Below are 19509 nucleotides of genomic sequence, written 5' to 3' on the forward strand. Positions count from 1 at the left end.
CAACGGCAGGCCACCAGGGCCTGCCGTTTTTCTGTGTCATAGCAAATATGTCGGCTCAGAACGTCGTCCAATTATCCGCTGACGAACTGTCTGAACGACCGGCCGGTAACGCGGCAGGACGAACGTTGCGATCCGCTATCTTCGCCTTGTTGTCCGCCATGCGCGGGTGGGTAGCAAGCGCGGGTTCATCCTGTGATGACAGGCGGAATACCGACACCATCCGTGACAGTTTCGCCGCCTCGTCTTCCAGCGAGTTCGCTGCCGCAGACGATTCCTGCACCATTGAAGCATTCTGCTGAATGGTGGTATCCATTTCCGATACCGCTGCACCTATTTGCGCGATGCCGCGGCTCTGTTCATCCGACGCCGAGGCGATTTCGCCCATGATGTCGTGAACCCGTTTGACGGATGCCATAATGTCATCCATCGCACTGCCCGAATCCGACACCAGCACCGTCCCGGTATTCACCCGGCTCACCGATTCTGAGATCAGCCCTTCAATCTCTTTGGCCGCCTGGGAACTGCGTTGCGCCAGATTACGCACTTCCCCGGCCACCACCGCAAAACCACGCCCCTGTTCACCGGCTCGCGCGGCTTCCACCGCCGCGTTCAGCGCCAGGATGTTGGTTTGAAACGCAATGCTGTTGATGACGGAGGTAATATCGGAAATCTTTTTCGAGCTCCCCGAAATATCATCCATCGTCTGGATCACCTTGTGGATGATCTCACCGCCACGATTGGCGTTACCGGAAGCCTGTTCGGAAATCTGGCTGGCATGTCGCGCATTGTCGGCGTTGTTTTTCACCGTGGCGGTCAGCTGTTCCATACTGGCGGCGGTTTCCACGATCGCTGCCGACTGCTGTTCGGTACGTGATGACAAGTCGTTGTTGCCAGCGGCAATCTCTGACGATGCGTTGGCAACGCTGTAAACACTATGGCGGATATCAGCAATCAAATGGCGTAGCTTTTCCGTCATCGACATCATCGCCTGAGTCAATTGCCCCAGCTCATCATGCCGTTCCACCACCACACTGGCCGACAAGTCACCGTCGGCTATCTTCTCTGCCAGTTTCAGATTGGCGATCACCGGTCGGGTAATCTGGCGGGTGACGGACCAGGCAATGAATAACCCCAGCACGACAGCCGCTATGCCGGAAATAACCGTCTGGAGCACCGAGTTATCAATAATATCGTTGTTACGAACGCCGATTTTTTTGAGAATGCCATCGATATCGCTAATCAGCTTGTCCCCGGTCGCCCTGAGCGCGGAGTCAGACGTTCTCAACTGATTGAGCTTGTCGTTATATTTCACACCACTCTGGTTATAGCGCTCAATTCGGTTACCGAGTTCGATGACGCTATTTTTAGCCTCCGCAGGGAGCAATCCATTCAGGTTATCGAAGGCTTTTTTTGCCTGTTCATACCCGCCCTGCATCGACTTAAATGCCGCCTCGCTGCCTTCTTTTTGCAACAAATGCACTTTGTCCACCAGTTGCGTGTAGAGTACGCTGGCCTGATGATACTGCCGTAATACATTGATATCGTTAGAGCTGGTGTACAGTGCATCGCTCAGGGGATCTTTCTGGTCAAGCGCGGCGATCTCTTTCGTGACATCATTCATGCTATCGACACTGTTTTTGACTTGCTCAATATTTTTGGCGTATTCCGTAAAGTCCTGCGCCACATTGCTAAAATCGCCCTGATACGTTGCATCCCAACGTAGTGCGTTGGCTTTTTCATTGAGCTGGCGAGCCTGCGCAAGGTATTTATTCAGATTATTGAGGTTGTCATTATTAAGTGTGTAGGTGAATTTAATACGGGCAATTCGGGTAAGATCAATAAAGTTCCCCATTTCATTCATAACGGAACTTTTAACATACAAGTCCTGAATCATAAAAAAACGAACTGAGCTAAATGCTGAAGCCAGAATAACCAACAGCAGCACAATGCCAAATCCGCCATACATCTTGTGAGCGATCTTTAAATTTCGAACATAATTCCCAAACACACTCATCCTTGCTTCTCCGACAGGTGGAAGACGCCGCGATAAAGGCGACAGATATTTTTATCTTATCGGAACAGAATGATGTTTTTTTAGCAAAATCACGTGACATTAGTCACACTTTATATAATAAAATGCTTTATTTTAATCACGAATGATTAATTTACATCGAGATCTGATGATCAACAAAAAGCCCCTGCCGGAAGGCAAGGGCTAAACAGCGGGACACAGGTGTGACTATTTTGCCGCCAGCAAGCTTTTCCCTATCGCCAGCGTCGCGCTGGCCTGACGCTGCTGCGCTGGCTCAAACATTTTGTTATCCACCAGCGTCACTGGCTGAATTTCAACAATACGGCCTTTCACCACAGCGGAGCACAGTGAATGAACCACCTGGTCATTCAAAATCGTCAACAGGCAACGAAACGTGGGTGAACCGTCAGCAACCAGGTCCTTTTTTTCCGGCCGGATGCGTTGGCGCAACATCTCTTTCTCAGAGCTGGCAACCACGGAATCCAGTTCGCTGTCACCAGCCACTGTCTGCCCGTTAGCCAGGGGTGGCGTATAAATGGTTACCAGCGCCTTACGCTTGGTGACGGTATCCACATACTCCGTCTGTACCGAATGCTCTTTCGCATCCACCTCCACTTTCAACCGCTTTAAACCATCGACGACCGTCGGCAGTGCATCGGCCAGTTGCTGTGAGGTATACCCTGCTATCAGATCCGGATTGCTGTTATCAGCAAAACCATAGAGTGGCATCACCAGTAACAAGCCGTACAGTCCTTTCGTTATCACGCTTTTCGTCATTTTTTCTCTCCAATACGCCTGATTTTTTGATATGAACCATCCCCTGATAACACTATATATATCGAATCGCTTTTTTATCAGCGTGATAGCGTCAATTTTTACCGCAATTCGGTTGTTATGATGTTGGCTGTTTTTCGTTTACCCCTGCCTCACCGGTTTCAGCGCTATCCTTCCTCTATACCCGTCATATTTCACGTTGCAGGTGTATTGGCTTTCCTGAAACCCGAATTATTTTGGGTCTACTATCATTAGATAGTCTACATTATTTTTACTTGTTAATTATTGTAATCCATCGGCTAGCTAGCGGAATAACGGCATGAAAACAACCGGTGTGATCCCTCACACGGAAATACATTTCTTGCTTATTCGACGCATAAGTGGGTGATCGCGATCACCCTCTGACCTGATAGCATCCCTTAGGATGAATTCAGGATTCCCATTAGATTAATTTAAATATAGGGAGTGGGGATATCATGTCATCTTTCCTGAATCGTATCGCAATTCCAGGTTTAAAAAGGAACCGCCCTGCACGTGGGGCCTATCGCTGTGACGCTTTACCTACCTCACTGTCAGCCCTCGGATTACCGTCCAAGCCAGGGCTACTGCTGGTATTTGTGCCACCTGAAGCGCATTTTTCGGAGGTCAATCGCGCCTGGCAACGTTTCTCCGCCCCCCATCGCACCGTCATTACCCTCTCCTCCACCGGCGCATTATGCAGCCAGCGCAATAATTCCACGTATTGCGACATGAACGGCCCTTATGGCAGTTGGTTGTGGATGCCCCAGACGCTGATCGCCAAACACGAAGTGCATCTGGTGGACTTGCACATGCATGATAAACCCAATGCCCGCGTCAGAGTCGATGCGATCAGACGGGAACTAGAGCGCATTGACGTCAGTATGCCGCTCTCCTCGGACAACACGTTCGCACTGATTTATTGCGACGGCCTGGCCGCTTCGGAAGGCTTCCTGATGCAGGCCTGGTATGCCTGCCGCCGTTTCCCCTGCCTCACCATTGGCGGGGCGGCGGGCGGGCGGTTGGACTTCAGCGGAACCTACATTGGTGCGGATAACACCGTGCTACAGGGGAAGGCGGTGATTGTGTTCTGCCAGATGGCACCCGGTAAATCCTTTGCACCGTTTAAGAGCCAGAATTTTAATCCAACACAACAAAGCTGGCTGGTTGCCGAAGCTGACCCGGTCGCCCGCACCGTTAAATCCGTCTTTGACGCTAACGGCCACGAACAGCCCATCATTGAGGCTATCGCCTCATGCTTACGTTGCCCGCCCGATCAGATCAGTCAACATCTGACAGGAAAAACCTTTGCCGTTAAGGTTAATGACGAGTTCTTCGTCCGCTCTGTTGCATCAATTAAAGAAGATCGCATTGCGTTTTTCTGCGACCTGGAATTTGGCGACCGTCTGTATCTTATGCAATCAACGGATTTTATCGCCACGACCGAGCGCGACTGGCAACAATTCATGTCGCAATATGGCAAACCTGATCTTGTTCTGCTCAATGACTGCGTATTGCGCCGGGCGGGCAACACCAACCTGGATCGGGCCCATTTCTTTGAGCACATCCCTGCGGCAGGGTTTTCCAGTTTTGGGGAGATTCTGGGCGTACCGATTAATCAGACACTATCGGCGCTGGCATTCTTCAGTCGAGACGTAAAAGCGATGACGCATTTCCCGGTTGAATACGCTGCCTATGCCGGACACTACGCCCAGCGCGCGTTACGGCGTTGGGAAGCCCTGCACGATATTCAGTCTACCGTCGTCAAGCAGGTCGTCGATTACGAGCAGGCACTGGCTCCTTTGTTAACGGCCATGCCACAGTTGGAACAGGCGACACTACAACAAAGCGAAACACTGGATGTGGCTCAAGCCAGTATTCGCGCAATTAGCGAATCCGCCTCAAAAACTCAGGAAGCGCAATCACGGCTGGAAACCGGCCTCAACGACCTGGAGCGAATCTCAAAAGGCATCAGTCATATCACCAGTGGTATCAATGCTATTGCGGATAAAACCAATCTGCTGGCGCTGAATGCGGCAGTCGAAGCCGCTCGTGCTGGCGAGGCAGGCCGGGGATTCGCCGTGGTAGCCGATGAGGTACGCAAACTGGCTAGCTCCTCCAAAGAGCAGGTGGACGCCACAACGCACAGCATCAACGAAGCCGTTGAAACCATTGCGCATATCCGAGCCATCGCACAGCAGACGGTAACGACAACAACGCAGATGGCGGATAAAAGCATCTCGGCGGCAAATCAAATCGCAGACATGAGCGCTGAAACCGATAAGGATCGGGCCAAGATGAGCGCCAATCTGAATAATTTGAAAGATCTTGCCAGAGGTATGGATGCCATGCAGGATGCCGTCAACCAGTTGACTACCTTGCAAAAACTCGCCTCATCCTAACCGCCTCGATAACCGGAGTCGACAGCCATTCCCCCTCGTCGACTCCGTCATTTTCCTGAAAAAATCATGCAGTTTTTATGTGACAGACGGCGCTATTAAAGCGACAATGCTGCCCACGCTTAAATCAGGTTATCACGTTGTCTTAATTGACCGACGTTTCACAACACGATATTTATGCAGACATTCTTATTTGACACATTACCTACCCCCATTGGGGATTTATTATTAATTGCCGATGAGAATTATCACTTAAGGGCGGTGGAATGGTGTGAATATGAAGAAAAATTATATCAATCGCTCAATAAGCGTTATCGCAATGATCCATTCGTGTTAAAAGCCTGTGGTAATCCTGGTGGATTAACTGATACTCTGCACGCCTATTTTGCTGGCGAGCTGCATAGCATAGAAACGTTGCCAGTTGCCGCCGCCGGGACAGATTTTCAGCGCCAGGTATGGCAGGCTCTTCGCACGATATCCTGTGGTAGTACAATAACTTATGGTGAGCTAGCTGCCAGGCTCGGGCAACCGGGTGCCGCCCGTGCGGTTGGTCTGGCAAATGGTGCCAACCCCATCAGTATCGTGGTTCCCTGCCATCGCGTCATCGGCGCACAAGGTGCGCTCACCGGCTATGCTGGCGGCATTCATCGCAAACAATGGTTATTAACGCATGAAGGGTATTTGCCGCAGCAGAATTTATTCAATACCAGCCATTAAGTTACCGAGGTTAGCGTAGCGCCAGGGTAAAAATCCGAATGTGATGGTAAAAATATTAATAAGCTCACTATTTATTAGTCAGTTCCGGAGATAGCAGAGCTTATCAGACCCAATAAAAGCTGTTAAAATTGACCGATATCAATTATCGCCTGAGTAAAGTCTATGATTCCTGAAAAGCGAATAATCCGACGCATTCAGTCTGGCGGTTGTGCAATCCATTGTCAGGACTGCAGCATCAGCCAACTGTGTATTCCTTTCACGCTGAACGAGCATGAACTTGACCAGCTCGACAACATCATCGAAAGGAAAAAACCCATCCAGAAAGGGCAGGCGTTGTTCAAGGCCGGCGATGAGCTGAAATCGCTGTACGCCATCCGCTCAGGCACCATCAAAAGCTACACCATCACCGAACAGGGTGATGAACAGATCACCGGTTTCCATTTGGCCGGTGACCTGGTTGGATTTGACGCCATCGGCAATGCCCAGCACCCGAGCTTTGCGCAGGCGCTGGAAACGTCGATGGTGTGCGAGATTCCCTTTGAAACGCTGGATGACCTGTCCGGCAAAATGCCCAACCTGCGTCAGCAGATGATGCGGCTGATGAGCGGCGAAATCCGCGGCGATCAGGACATGATCCTGCTGTTATCGAAGAAAAACGCCGAAGAGCGTCTGGCGGCGTTCATCTACAACCTGTCTCGCCGTTTTGCTCAGCGTGGTTTTTCACCTCGTGAATTCCGCCTGACCATGACTCGTGGCGACATCGGCAACTACCTTGGTTTGACGGTGGAAACCATCAGCCGTCTGCTTGGCCGATTCCAGAAAAGCGGGATGCTGGCGGTAAAAGGCAAATACATCACCATCGAGAATATCGAAACGCTGGCTGAGTTAGCCGGTACGTCACGTAGCAAAGCGTAACACCCCCTCTCCCTGACTGGATCAATGATTGCTCTGAATTGTTGATCCGGTCTTCATCACCAGTTGTTCAAAGCGATTTCCTTGCGTTACTCTTAACGGGCAGGCTGCAGAGTGACAGCCAACAGGAGGAGCTATGGCGAAGTATCAGAACTTACTGGTAGCTATTGACCCCAATCAGGATGACCAGCCCGCGTTGCGGCGGGCCGTCTATCTGGTCCAGCGACTTGGTGGCCGTATCAAGGCATTTTTGCCTATCTACGACTTTTCCTACGAAATGACCACCCTGCTCTCTCCGGACGAAAGAACCGAGATGAGACAAGGGGTTATCGCCCAACGAACCGAATGGATTGCGGAGCAGTGTAAATACTATCTTGATGCAGGAATCACTATTGATATCAAGGTGGTCTGGCATAACAAACCTTATGAAGCCATTATTCAGGAGGTGATCGCCGGAAAGCACGACTTATTGCTCAAAATGGCTCATCAGCACGACCGGCTGGAAGCGGTGATTTTTACCCCCACCGATTGGCAGTTGCTACGGAAGTGCCCCTGCCCGGTGTGGATGGTAAAAGATCAGCCGTGGCCGGAAGACAGCCGTGCGCTGGTGGCCGTGAATCTGGCTAGCGAAGACCCGTATCACGATCCACTTAATATCAAACTGGTGTCGGAAGCATTGGACCTGGCCCGTCAGGTCAATCAGACCGAGGTTCATCTGGTCGGTGCCTATCCAGTCACCCCCATCAATATCGCTATCGAGTTACCGGATTTCGATCCCGGCGTTTACAACGGTGCCATTCGTGGTCAGCATCTGCTGGCAATGAAATCTCTGCGACAGAAATTCAACCTGGACGAACGCGTTACCCACGTAGAGAAAGGGCTACCAGAAGAAGTCATCCCCGACCTGGCCGAACATTTGCAGGCTGGCGTAGTGGTGCTGGGGTCACTGGGGCGCACCGGATTGTCTGCTGCCTTTATCGGCAATACGGTGGAACATGTCATTGACCACCTGAAGTGCGACCTGTTGGCTATCAAACCGGACGATTTCGTCTCGCCGGTAACGCTACAGGGAGAGGCCGATAACCCGGATGAAAGCGCCTGACGTCCGGCACGCTTACCATCATCAAATAGCAACGGGGGCCAGACGGCCCCCGTTGTGTTTCTGCAACCGCCGTCTTCTGGCGGGATTCAGGCTTATAGTGCTTTCAGAATCGCTTCGACGCTTTCTTTGGCATCGCCAAACAGCATCTGGGTATTTTCTTTGAAGAACAACGGATTCTGCACACCAGCGTAGCCGGTATTCATCGAACGCTTGAACACAATCACGTTCTGCGCCTTCCACACTTCCAGCACCGGCATACCCGCAATCGGACTATGTGGATCTTCCTGTGCCGCCGGGTTGACGGTATCGTTGGCACCAATCACCAGCACGGTGTCGGTATCGACGAAATCATCATTGATTTCATCCATTTCCAGCACGATGTCGTAAGGCACCTTGGCTTCCGCCAGTAGAACGTTCATATGTCCTGGCAAACGTCCGGCAACCGGGTGAATACCGAAACGCACGTTGATACCACGAGCACGCAGTTTGGCAGTAATGTCATGCACCGGATACTGTGCTTGTGCCACTGCCATACCGTATCCCGGCGTAATGATCACCGACGTGGAGTTTTTCAGCAGCTCGGCCACCTCTTCCGCGGTGGTTTCGCGATGTTCGCCAACCGCATCATCACTGCCAGTCGAAGAGCCATCTGTACCAAAACCACCGGCAATGACGCTAATGAACGACCGGTTCATCGCCTTACACATAATGTAGGACAGAATGGCACCAGAAGACCCCACTAACGCACCGGTAACGATCAGCAGGTCGTTGCTCAGCATGAAACCCGCCGCCGCCGCGGCCCAACCGGAATAGGAGTTCAGCATGGAAACCACCACCGGCATGTCCGCACCACCAATAGACGCCACCAGATGCCAACCAAACGCCAACGCAATCAGCGTCATCAGCAACAGGGCAAACCCTTGCATCGCCACACTGTTAGTTTTGACGAACACCAGTAACAACAGGAATGACAATACCAAAGCCAGCAGATTCAACTTATGACGGTTAGGCAGCATCAACGGTTTGGATGAGATCAAACCACGCAGCTTACCAAACGCAACGATCGAGCCGGTAAAGGTCACAGCACCGATGAAAATACCCAGAAACACTTCGGTCAGATGGATATTTTCCATGATCGGGTCAGCAATATCGCCTTCGCCGATAAAGCTGTTAAAACCGACCAGCACCGCAGCAAAACCGACAAAACTGTGCAGAATCGCCACCAGCTCCGGCATCTCGGTCATTTCCACCTTACGAGCCAGATGCACGCCGATAGCGCCACCAATCACCATCGCCGCGATAATCCACCCCACGTTGCCTGCGCTCGGCCCCAGAATGGTCGCTAACAATGCAATGGTCATCCCGCTGATGCCGAAAATGTTCCCCTGACGGGACGTCTCGTGTTTGGATAAGCCAGCCAGGCTGAAAATAAACAAAATTGCAGCAACGATGTATGCTGCCGTTACTAATCCTCCAGACATCCGTTACCCCTTAATTCTTGCGGAACATTTTCAGCATACGCTGAGTGACGGTAAATCCGCCGAAAATATTGATGCTGGCGATCAGCACAGCGATGAAGGAGAAAAAGGACACCCATCCACCATGCCCGATCTGCAACAACGCGCCCACCACAATGATGCCGGAAATAGCATTGGTGACCGACATCAACGGCGTATGCAGTGCGTGGCTGACATTCCAGACCACGTAGTACCCCACCACGCAAGACAATGCGAATACGGTGAAGTGCGACAGGAACTCTTTCGGTGCCACATTTGCCAGCCAGCCAAACAGCACGATAGCGATAGCGATGAAAATGAATTTTTTCCAGGGCGACGCGGGTTTAGCGTCCTGCTGTGCGACAGCGGCGGCGGCGGGTTTTGCCTGCTGCGGCTGAGCGGAAACCTGAATCGGCGGTGCCGGCCAGGTAATTTCGCCAGACTTGATGACCGTCACGCCACGGATGACGTTATCGTCGAAATCGATATCGATCTCGCCGTTTTTCTCTTTGCACAGCAGCTTCAACAGGTTCACCAGATTGGTGCCGTACAATTGTGAAGATTGCGTCGACAAGCGACTCGGCAGATCGGTATAACCGATGATTTTCACACCATTTTCCGTCACCGTGACCTGATCCGCGACGGTCAATTCGCAGTTGCCACCGGTCTGGGCCGCCAGGTCGACAATCACACTGCCGGGCTTCATGCTCTGCACCATCTCTTTGGTGATCAAGCGTGGAGCCGGTTTGCCTGGAATCAGTGCCGTGGTGACAATAATGTCCACCTCTTGCGCCTGCGCGGCAAACAACGCCATTTCAGCGTTGATAAAGGCTTCGGACATCACTTTAGCGTAGCCATCGCCGCTGCCAGCCTCTTCTTCGAATTCCAGTTCCAGGAACTCGGCACCCATGCTTTTAACCTGCTCTTTCACTTCCGGGCGGGTATCAAATGCACGCACGATGGCACCCAGGCTGCCTGCCGCACCAATCGCCGCCAGGCCAGCCACACCGGCACCAATAATCAGTACCTTAGCCGGAGGGACTTTACCTGCCGCCGTGATCTGCCCGGTGAAGAAACGACCGAATTCATGCGCGGCTTCAACAATCGCACGATAGCCTGCAATATTCGCCATCGAACTCAGCGCATCCATAGACTGGGCGCGTGAAATACGGGGAACGGAATCCATCGCCAATACCGTTACCTGGCGCGCCGCCAACGTTTCCAGCAGAGCTGGATTCTGGGCTGGCCAGATAAAGCTGATAATCGTACTACCGGCACGGGTCCATTCCACTTCGTCATCCAGCGGGGCGTTAACCTTGAGCAGGATATCGCTCTGCCAGACAGCCGCCGTATCCAGAATCGTCGCGCCAGCTTGCTCGTAAGCCTCATCCTCAAAGCTGGCGAGTTTCCCAGCTCCACGCTCAACGGCGACCTCAAAACCCAATTTCAGCAGTTGCTCCACCGTTTTTGGCGTGGCTGCGACACGGGCTTCATTGGCCAACCTCTCTTTTGGTACACCAATACGCATTGTGAATCCCTTTTCGTTGTCACGAAGGTTTTATATGGTTGTGTCAATCACCTAAAAACTAACTTGTCGCCGTTGCCAGCACCCTCGGCAATAACGATAAGTCCCTTTATAACCTACTTAAAATGGAATTAATGATCCACCGCTAAAACCATTAAGTTCTAAAAGCAGAATTTTGGCAGGTTACGATGCCTATTCATGGTTAAAAATCACAGCTAAAACAGATTTTTCTATCATTATTACCATATCAATGTTTCGAACCATCTCACAAAAAGCCACTGTTAACGCCTTGTTAACCAGGCTAATTCTGATAAATATCATTTATGATAGGAATTAGGTTATTAATAGTGATTATTTCCATTTTTCTTTTCTTCCATTATTAACACCGTGGTTTTACGGGATTTGGCTTAAAATGCAGAGGCATAACGTCAGGTTCCGTGCCATAATCAGCGGCTACAACAGAAAACGGCTTGGTACGTATTTACCGAATTGCGTCAGGCGAAAGGATTTTTTATGAAGCTGAAAACTAGCGTTGTTGCATCCACTCTTTTATCAATAGTAGCGTTTTCGGCGCAGGCTGCGCAGGAACTTACGCCAGAAAAAGCACAATCATTGCAGCCCTTTGAACGCATCACCTTTTTCGGTCGTTATGACGCGATTTACGAAGCAGCGGCCGATGCCTCTAAAAAGGCCGATGAGCGAGGAGCCGCCGCGTTTTATATTCAGGGTAGCTCCGAAGTCAATGGTGGCCGCTGGCAGGTCACCGTCGATTTGTATAAAAAAGACGCCCCAGCCGCAGTTAAAGATACCTCTCACCGCGAATTCAGTGGCGTAAAAGAGTTACCGAAAGATGAAGCGGTGCGTCTGGAACCGTATGACACCGTTACGGTCACCGGTTACTTTGGCAATCAGCCGGAAGTCAATGAAGCCATTGGCAAAGCCGCCAAAGAGAAGAATGCTTATTCCTTCTATATTGTGCGTCAGGTTGATATCAACTCCAGCGGCGCGACACAGTCCATCACTGCGTTCGTCTACAAGAAAGATGCAGCGAAACGCCAGGTGCAAAGCCCAGACGCCATCCCAGCCGACTCAGAAGCCGGTAAAGCGGCAATTGCCGCTGGCGGCGCAGCGGCGTCCAAAGTGGAAATCCCCGGCGTAGCAACCTCTTCCAGCCTGAGTGACAAGGTGGGTAATTTCTTCCAAACGCAGTCCTCCTCTGTTGGGCCACGTTACAGTGTCACCATGCCTGACGGCACCAAAATTCAGGAACTGAATAACGCAACGGCAGCACAGATGGCACCGTTTGACTCCATTACTCTGCGCGGCAGTTTCAGCAGCCCGACCGATATCTCTGAAGAAGTGGCCAAACAGGCAGCGAAGAAAGGTGCCAAGTTCTACCACATCACCAGAGAGTGGCAGGAAAAAGGCGACCACTACACCATCGGTGCCGATTTGTACAAATAACTTTGCTCTGCGCATAAAAAAAACCGCCAATCGGCGGTTTTTTTACGTCTGACGAAAAATCAGTTGCTGGTATCCAGCTCAGGAAAACTTTTCACCAGATCATCAATGGCTTTCATCTGTTGCAGGAACGGCTCCAGTTTATCCAGCGGCAACGCGGAAGGACCGTCACACATGGCGCTGTTCGGCTCCGGATGCGCTTCAATAAACAGCCCGGCAATCCCGACCGCCATACCGGCACGCGCCAGCTCAGCCACCTGAGCACGGCGTCCGCCAGATGCAGCACCAAACGGGTCGCGGCATTGCAGCGCATGGGTAACGTCGAAAATCACCGGCGCGCCATGAGAGGCTTGCTTCATGACATTAAAACCCAGCATATCCACAACCAGGTTGTCGTAACCAAAGTTGCTGCCACGATCGCACAAAATCACCTGTTCATTGCCACCCTCGCGGAATTTATCCACGATGTTGCCCACCTGCCCTGGGCTGATGAACTGCGGTTTTTTGATGTTGATAACCGCGCCGGTTTTCGCCATGGCTTCTACCAGGTCAGTCTGACGCGCGAGGAATGCCGGTAACTGAATCACATCCACCACTTCAGATACTGGTTGTGCCTGCTGCGGCTCATGCACATCGGTAATGATTTTTACACCAAACGTCTGCTTCAGCTCCTGGAAGATCTTCATGCCTTCTTCCAGGCCCGGACCACGGTAAGAGTGGATGGAGGAGCGGTTCGCCTTATCAAAAGACGCCTTGAAAACATAGGGGATACCCAGTTTCTGCGTTACCACGACATAGTGTTCGCAAATCCGCATCGCCAGATCGCGGGATTCGAGCACATTCATACCGCCAAACAGTACAAACGGCAGAGAGTTGGCAACCGGGATATCTCCGATGTTAACCACTTTATTGTTCATAAACTTACCTTATTGTCGGATAAATCAGATGATCGGGGTTCAGGCGCTTTCCCGAACTAGTGCAGCACAATCTGCTTCTGCTCGATGGAGTGAATCTGCACCTTGATCATTTCGCTAACAGGATCTTCCGGGCATTGTTCCACAAAATAGCTCAGATCAGACAAAGCGATATGGTCGCACTCCAGCTGTGCGTAAATCAGGCCACGGTCACGGATTTCATATGGATCTTCCGGGTCAAATTGCAATACAGCTTCACTGGCACGCAACGCCAGCTCCATCTGTTTCTCTTCCATCAGTGCAACTTTGAGCGTATCCAGCAGCTTACGGACAATCATCACGTTTTCCGCTTCATCCAGATCGCTATCCATCAACCTGGTGGAAGGGCCCAGATTACCTTTTAACCACACTTCCAACACATGCTCACTCAGCGTGTCACCGTTCAGCGGGTTAATCAGCCACATTTCATCGTCGAGCCAGTCAGCACGTAGAATCAGCTGAGTGGGGAAAATGACCGGCATCAGCGGCAGCCCTAATTGATTGGCGATATGCAGGAAAATGATTCCCAGCGATACGGGCATTCCCTGTCGGGTCGCCAGCACGTTATCCAACCACAGGACGTCGGATAAATGGTAAACGCCACTGGCACCACCAAAGCCCCAGGTGTGGAAGAAAAGTTCAATGAGTTGCTCCAGCTGTTGATCCTGATCCAGCTCATCGGAAATAGTCGCTCGTGCTTCTTCAACGAGTTGCTGCAGATTTTGTCTCACTTCCTGCGCGGAAAAATCGCGGCGTATTGACTGGGAAACCAACATCACGCCTTCACTTAAGAGTGATTGGTTAAATTCAAAATCAGCAATAGAACTCATAGTTATTCCATCAAGCAAAGATAACGTCAGCTACACGTCTGAAAAAGCAAATTTCTCTCTCAGTTTATGTATGCCTTGCGGGTGCGGAAGCCAGCGGATCAGATAATAATGCCAAACCTGGCGCTCGTCAGCAGGTCTATCCGAAACGGAAAGCGATAATCATGGCTAATCATTGCCAATGTGATCCCGCTCAACTCCCGACGACACAAGCAGAGGTCCCACTCAACACACGCAGGTTGCGCCCTGAGGCCATTGCCCCAACGTCACCCGCTCATTGTCGCCATAATCACGACAGGTTTTCACCTGCACAAATCCATACTGTGTCAGTAATGACCGTACCGCGTCACCCTGCTGCCAGCCATGTTCCAGTAACAACCAGCCATTATCCAGCAAAAATGCCCCCGCCTGCCGGATAATGTGCCGTAAATCAGCCAACCCCGCGTCACCAGCCACCAGTGCGCTGGCTGGTTCGAAGCGCACATCGCCACGCGACAAGTGCGGATCATGCTCATCAATATAGGGGGGGTTACTGACAATCAGAGCAAAACGTTGTCCATCCAGCGGCGAAAACCAGTCTCCCGACAAAAACCGGGCGTTGGCGATCCCCAACTGGCTGGCGTTATGACTGGCTAATGCCACCGCCTCAGGTTGACGATCAATACCCACCACCTGGCAATCCGGCCGCTCATGCGCAATCGCCAGCGCAATCGCCCCGGTGCCGGTGCCCAAATCCAGTACCGATGACGCGTCGGCGGGTAAACGCGCCAACGCCTGCTCAACCAGACACTCGGTATCCGGACGCGGGATCAGCGTCGCGGGTGATACCGCCAGCGGCAATGACCAGAATTCCCGTTGGCCGACCAGGTAGGCAATCGGCTCACCAGTGGCGCGGCGCGCCAGCAAGGCTTCTAACGCCGAAAGCGCTTCGTCGCTCAACTCGGTTTCGCCAAACGCCAGCAGAAACGTACGGCGTTTACCGGTTACATGCTCCAGTAGGATCTCGGCGTCTCGCTTCGGGCTGTCGCTCGCTTGCAGCCGGGCCACCGCCTGTTTCAGCCAATGCTGATAATTCATTGATCCTGCTCGGCCAGCGCCGCCAGTTGATCCGCCTGATATTCCTGCACAATAGGCTGAATCAGCATGTCCAGTTTGCCCTCCATCGCTTCGTCCAGGCGATAGAGCGTCAGGTTGATGCGATGATCGGTCACCCTTCCCTGTGGGAAGTTATAGGTGCGGATACGGTCGGAACGGTCACCGCTGCCCAACAAATTGCGCCGGGTCGAGGCTTCCTCCTGCTGACGTTTTTGCATTTCCGCAGCGCGAATGCGTGCCGCCAGCACCGACAATGCTTTGGCTTTGTTCTTGTGCTGTGAGCGCTCATCCTGACACTCCACCACAATACCGGTCGGCAGATGGGTAATACGGATAGCAGAATCGGTGGTGTTAACGTGCTGCCCACCCGCACCGGAGGAACGGAAGGTATCGATTTTCAGATCGGAAGGGTTGATATCTGGCAGTTCCGCTTCCGGCACTTCCGGCATCACGGCGACGGTACAAGCAGAGGTATGGATACGCCCTTGCGACTCAGTCGCGGGTACGCGCTGCACCCGATGACCGCCAGATTCAAATTTCAACTGACCGTAAGCGCCGTCGCCCACTACCTTGGCAATCATCTCTTTATAGCCGCCGTGTTCACCGTCGTTTGCACTCATGATTTCAACTTTCCAGCGACGGGATTCGGCATAACGGCTGTACATACGGAACAAATCGCCAGCAAACAATGCTGCTTCATCGCCACCGGTGCCAGCGCGAATTTCGAGGAAACAACCGCGTTCATCATCCGGGTCCTTCGGCAACAGCAACACTTGCAGTTGCTGTTCCAGCTCTTCGGTAGCCGCTTTGGCTGCTTTCAGTTCGTCCTGCGCCAGGTCACGCATTTCGGGATCATCCAGCATCAGCTCGGCCGTGGCGAGATCATCCTGCGTCTGCTGCCAGCGCTGAAAGCAAAGGGTAATGTCGGTAAGTTGCGCGTACTCGCGGGACAATGCCCGGAAACGGTCCATATCGGCAATCACGCTGGGTTCTCCCAGCAGCGCCTGCACTTCTTCATGGCGCTCTTGTAACGCTTCCAGTTTGGCAACAATAGAAGACTTCATGCGGGCGGTTCAATCCTGTGTTGAATCATTATGGGGGAAGAAGAATGCTAGTTCAGACCGAGGCTGTCACGCAAAATCTGCAAACGCTCCAGATCGCCATCGCGGGCGGCCTGTTGCAATGACCGGGTGGGAGCATGAATCAGGCGGTTGGTTAACCGGTGCGCCAGTTCCTGTACGATGGCATCCACATCGCCACCATTCTGTATCGCCGCCAGCGCCTTGGCGGTCATGTCTTCACGCAGGCGATCGGCTTGAGAACGATAGTCGCGGATGGTGTCCACCGCTGCCTGTGCGCGCAGCCAGGACATAAACTCCGAACATTCCTGCTGCACGATGGATTCAGCCTGAATCGCCGCCGCTTTGCGCTGCGCCAAATTATGCTGAATGATAGCCTGCAAGTCATCGACGCTATACAGGTAAATGTTTGGCAACCGTCCGACTTCGGGTTCGATATCGCGCGGTACGGCAATATCCACCATCAACATTGGCTGGTTACGGCGGGCTTTCATGGTGCGCTCCATCATCCCTTTACCGATGATGGGCAACGTACTGGCGGTAGAACTGATGACAATGTCCGCCTGCGGCAAATAGGCGTCCAGTTCCGCCAGTGTTATCACGTCGGCACCCACTTCCTCTGCCAGCGCCTGAGCGCGCTCACGCGTCCGGTTGGCAATTACCATCCGCTTCACGCGGTGCTCGCGTAAATGACGAGACACCAGTTCGATGGTTTCACCCGCGCCCACCAGCAACACACTGACATCGGCCAACGATTCGAAGATCTGCCGAGCCAGCGTACAAGCGGCAAACGCCACCGACACCGCGCTGGCACCAATATCAGTTTCGGTACGCACCCGTTTGGCGACGGTAAACGATTTCTGGAACATGCGCTCCAGATCGCCCGACAGCGAGCGTTCACGCTGAGAATCAGCAAACGCTTTCTTGACCTGCCCCAGAATCTGGGGCTCGCCCAGCACCAACGAATCCAACCCGCTGGCGACACGCATCAAGTGGCTGACAGCGGCATTACCTTCATGCCAGTAGAGATTTTTGCGGATTTCATCAGGATTAAGCCGGTGATACTCACACAGCCAGGCAATCAGTTGTTCGTGCCGGTTTTCCTGCTCTTCATCCACACTGAGATAGAGTTCGGTACGGTTGCAGGTGGAAAGTAACACCCCACCCTGAACTAACGGTTGCTGTAACAGACTGTGCAGCGCCTGCCCCTGTCTGTCCGGCGAAAACGCGACGCGCTCCCGCAGAGAGACTGGTGCTGTTTTATGATTGATGCCAAGCGCAAGCAGGGTCATGGTTTACAGAGTAATCCCGTTGTTAGTATGGGTTTCATCTAAGCGGCATTCTACTTGAAGCCTGCGGGCAAGAAAAGTGACCCAGAACAACCGCGCTCACGTTGTCGCCAGCACACTGAGCAGCATCACAGGCATTGACGCTGCCAGCCAACCCGGCTAGCGTGACGCCTTGTTGTGAACCCATGATGCTTGTAACAGGACCTTTTCGACATGCTAAATAATCCCGTTCGCGCCTTACGGTTACTGCCTTTGGCGAGCGTGTTACTGACCGCCTGTACCCTGACTCAGCCCACCCTACCGGGTAAAAAGCCGACCTCTCCCGAGTGGCGCGAGCATGAGCAAAAAGTACAGAATCTGACCAACTATCAGACCCGTGGCTCATTCGCCTATATTTCCGATAGGAAAAAGCTGTACGCCCGTTTCTTTTGGCAGCAATTCTCGCCGCAGCGTTACCGCCTGTTACTCAGCAACCCACTTGGTGGCACTGAACTGGAGCTGCAATCGAGTCCCGACCTGGTACAAATTACCGACAATCAGGGCAAGCGCTACATGGGCAAAAACGCGCAGTACATGGTTCAGCAGTTAACCGGCATGGCGATTCCACTCGATAATTTGCGCCAGTGGATGCTCGGTCTGCCAGGTGATGCGCAAGACTTCACACTGGATGATCACGCTCTGCTGCGCAGCGTCAACTATCAACAAGGCGACCAACACTGGAGCGTGTCCTATCAATCCTATACCGATGGCCCGCTGCCGTTGCCGCATAATTTAGAACTCACACAGGGCGAGCAACGCATCAAACTGAAAATGGATAACTGGACGACGCAATAAATCATGGCGACCACATGCAATCGCTGGCCTTCCCCAGCCAAGCTGAATCTGTTTTTGTACATCACCGGCCGTCGCCCGGATGGTTACCATAATCTACAAACGCTGTTTCAGTTTCTGGATTACGGCGACACGCTGACCATCACCCCACGGCAGGATCAGCAAATTGTACTGCTGACACCCTTGCCCGGCGTTCCCGATGAGCACAATCTGGCTGTACGTGCTGCCCGTCAGTTACAGGCCTATTGTCAGCAGGCCGGGTTGCCGTTTGCCGGTGCCGACATCGCTGTCGACAAGCATCTGCCGATGGGCGGCGGCCTGGGCGGCGGTTCGTCAAATGCCGCCACTGTGCTGGTGGCGCTGAACCAGTTATGGCGTAGCCAGATACCGGTCGACACGCTGGCGGCGTTGGGCCTGAAACTGGGGGCCGATGTCCCGGTATTTGTGCACGGGCACGCGGCCTTCGCCGAAGGCGTCGGTGAGCAGCTAACCCCGGTGTCACCACCGGAAAAGTGGTATCTGGTGGTTCATCCTGGCGTCAGCATTCCCACCCCGGTTATCTTTGCCGATCCGGACCTGACGCGAGATACGCCAGTACGCCCACTGTCACAATTACTGACACAAACTTTCAGCAACGATTGTGAAGCCGTCGCAAGAAAACGTTTTCGTGAGGTTGAAGAGCGACTTTTATGGCTGTTAGAATACGCACCGTCGCGCCTGACTGGCACCGGCGCTTGCGTGTTTGCCGAATTCGACACCGAGTCCGCCGCTCGTCAGGTGCTAAACCGGGCCCCGGAAGGGTTTTTGCATGGTTTTGTTGCGCGTGGTGTTAACGTTTCCCCACTGCAGCAACGGCTTTCCGGGCAATCCAAGGATTGCTAAAACACCACCGCCGACCGTGATGTTCTAGCGATCTTTTCCATACACCCGTATGTATATCCTGCTTGCGGTACGACACACGGCCTTCCGCAGGCGGATATTTCTCTGGACGCAAGCTTG

The 19509-nt window shown here is 52.7% G+C and carries 16 protein-coding genes; 7 read left to right on the forward strand and 9 right to left on the reverse strand.

Going from position 1 to position 19509, the window contains the following annotated elements; translation table 11 throughout:
• Window positions 1-55 precede the first annotated feature (55 nt).
• Both OB87_RS07485 and OB87_RS07490 read right to left on the reverse strand, forming a co-directional pair.
• A complete protein-coding gene (locus OB87_RS07485; protein WP_033568819.1) occupies window positions 56-2014 on the reverse strand; it encodes a methyl-accepting chemotaxis protein in 1959 nt (652 codons plus the stop codon).
• Between the two features lie 225 nt (window positions 2015-2239).
• Complete coding sequence (locus OB87_RS07490) at window positions 2240-2809, reverse strand: hypothetical protein (protein ID WP_033568820.1); 570 nt, start codon at window positions 2807-2809, stop codon at window positions 2240-2242.
• Window positions 2810-3282: 473 nt separating this feature from the next.
• Here OB87_RS07490 and OB87_RS07495 point away from each other — a divergent pair, with 473 nt between their 5' ends.
• The 4 genes from OB87_RS07495 to uspE all read left to right on the forward strand — a co-directional run bounded on the left by OB87_RS07495 (window position 3283) and on the right by uspE (window position 7954).
• Window positions 3283-5226 carry a methyl-accepting chemotaxis protein gene (locus tag OB87_RS07495; protein ID WP_033568821.1) on the forward strand — a complete coding sequence of 648 codons (1944 nt, stop codon included), beginning with the start codon at window positions 3283-3285 and terminating at the stop codon, window positions 5224-5226.
• Window positions 5227-5400: 174 nt separating this feature from the next.
• Complete coding sequence (gene ogt, locus OB87_RS07500; RefSeq protein WP_033568822.1) at window positions 5401-5940, forward strand: methylated-DNA--[protein]-cysteine S-methyltransferase; 540 nt, start codon at window positions 5401-5403, stop codon at window positions 5938-5940.
• A gap of 162 nt (window positions 5941-6102) precedes the next feature.
• Window positions 6103-6855 (forward strand): fumarate/nitrate reduction transcriptional regulator Fnr, encoded by a 753-nt coding sequence (gene fnr, locus OB87_RS07505; protein ID WP_022633602.1) that lies wholly within the window; start codon window positions 6103-6105, stop codon window positions 6853-6855.
• A gap of 133 nt (window positions 6856-6988) precedes the next feature.
• A complete protein-coding gene (gene uspE, locus OB87_RS07510) occupies window positions 6989-7954 on the forward strand; it encodes a universal stress protein UspE (protein WP_033568823.1) in 966 nt (321 codons plus the stop codon).
• A 92-nt stretch (window positions 7955-8046) separates the two neighbouring features.
• On the opposite strand, the gene pntB is transcribed toward uspE, so the two are convergent.
• A complete protein-coding gene (gene pntB / locus OB87_RS07515; protein WP_033568824.1) occupies window positions 8047-9435 on the reverse strand; it encodes a Re/Si-specific NAD(P)(+) transhydrogenase subunit beta in 1389 nt (462 codons plus the stop codon).
• Window positions 9436-9445: 10 nt separating this feature from the next.
• Window positions 9446-10978 carry a Re/Si-specific NAD(P)(+) transhydrogenase subunit alpha gene (gene pntA / locus OB87_RS07520; protein ID WP_033568825.1) on the reverse strand — a complete coding sequence of 511 codons (1533 nt, stop codon included), beginning with the start codon at window positions 10976-10978 and terminating at the stop codon, window positions 9446-9448.
• Window positions 10979-11488: 510 nt separating this feature from the next.
• Between pntA and ydgH the strand changes: the two genes are divergently transcribed.
• Window positions 11489-12439, forward strand: coding sequence for a DUF1471 family protein YdgH (ydgH, locus tag OB87_RS07525; RefSeq protein ID WP_033568826.1), 951 nt, complete (start codon window positions 11489-11491; stop codon window positions 12437-12439).
• A 59-nt stretch (window positions 12440-12498) separates the two neighbouring features.
• Here the strand turns inward: ydgH and kdsA are convergent, their stop codons facing one another.
• The 5 genes from kdsA to hemA form a co-directional block, all read right to left on the reverse strand.
• Complete coding sequence (gene kdsA, locus OB87_RS07530; RefSeq protein WP_033568827.1) at window positions 12499-13353, reverse strand: 3-deoxy-8-phosphooctulonate synthase; 855 nt, start codon at window positions 13351-13353, stop codon at window positions 12499-12501.
• A gap of 56 nt (window positions 13354-13409) precedes the next feature.
• Window positions 13410-14219, reverse strand: coding sequence for an invasion regulator SirB1 (sirB1, locus tag OB87_RS07535; RefSeq protein WP_033568828.1), 810 nt, complete (start codon window positions 14217-14219; stop codon window positions 13410-13412).
• A 222-nt stretch (window positions 14220-14441) separates the two neighbouring features.
• Window positions 14442-15293 carry a peptide chain release factor N(5)-glutamine methyltransferase gene (gene prmC, locus OB87_RS07540; protein ID WP_033568829.1) on the reverse strand — a complete coding sequence of 284 codons (852 nt, stop codon included), beginning with the start codon at window positions 15291-15293 and terminating at the stop codon, window positions 14442-14444.
• The gene (gene prfA, locus OB87_RS07545; RefSeq protein WP_033568830.1) at window positions 15290-16375 is read right to left on the reverse strand and encodes a peptide chain release factor 1; all 1086 of its coding nucleotides are present in this window, start codon (window positions 16373-16375) and stop codon (window positions 15290-15292) included. The genes prmC and prfA overlap by 4 nt, the downstream gene beginning before the upstream one ends.
• Window positions 16376-16422: 47 nt before the next feature.
• Window positions 16423-17682 (reverse strand): glutamyl-tRNA reductase, encoded by a 1260-nt coding sequence (gene hemA / locus OB87_RS07550; protein ID WP_033568831.1) that lies wholly within the window; start codon window positions 17680-17682, stop codon window positions 16423-16425.
• A 210-nt stretch (window positions 17683-17892) separates the two neighbouring features.
• Here hemA and lolB point away from each other — a divergent pair, with 210 nt between their 5' ends.
• Together lolB and ispE are read left to right on the forward strand one after the other, a co-directional pair.
• Window positions 17893-18513 carry a lipoprotein insertase outer membrane protein LolB gene (gene lolB / locus OB87_RS07555; RefSeq protein ID WP_033568832.1) on the forward strand — a complete coding sequence of 207 codons (621 nt, stop codon included), beginning with the start codon at window positions 17893-17895 and terminating at the stop codon, window positions 18511-18513.
• A 3-nt stretch (window positions 18514-18516) separates the two neighbouring features.
• On the forward strand, window positions 18517-19392 hold the full coding sequence (gene ispE / locus OB87_RS07560; protein WP_033568833.1) for a 4-(cytidine 5'-diphospho)-2-C-methyl-D-erythritol kinase: 876 nt from the start codon (window positions 18517-18519) through the stop codon (window positions 19390-19392).
• Window positions 19393-19509 lie beyond the last annotated feature (117 nt).

Source organism: Dickeya undicola, from assembly GCF_000784735.1.
Lineage (GTDB): Bacteria > Pseudomonadota > Gammaproteobacteria > Enterobacterales > Enterobacteriaceae > Dickeya > Dickeya undicola.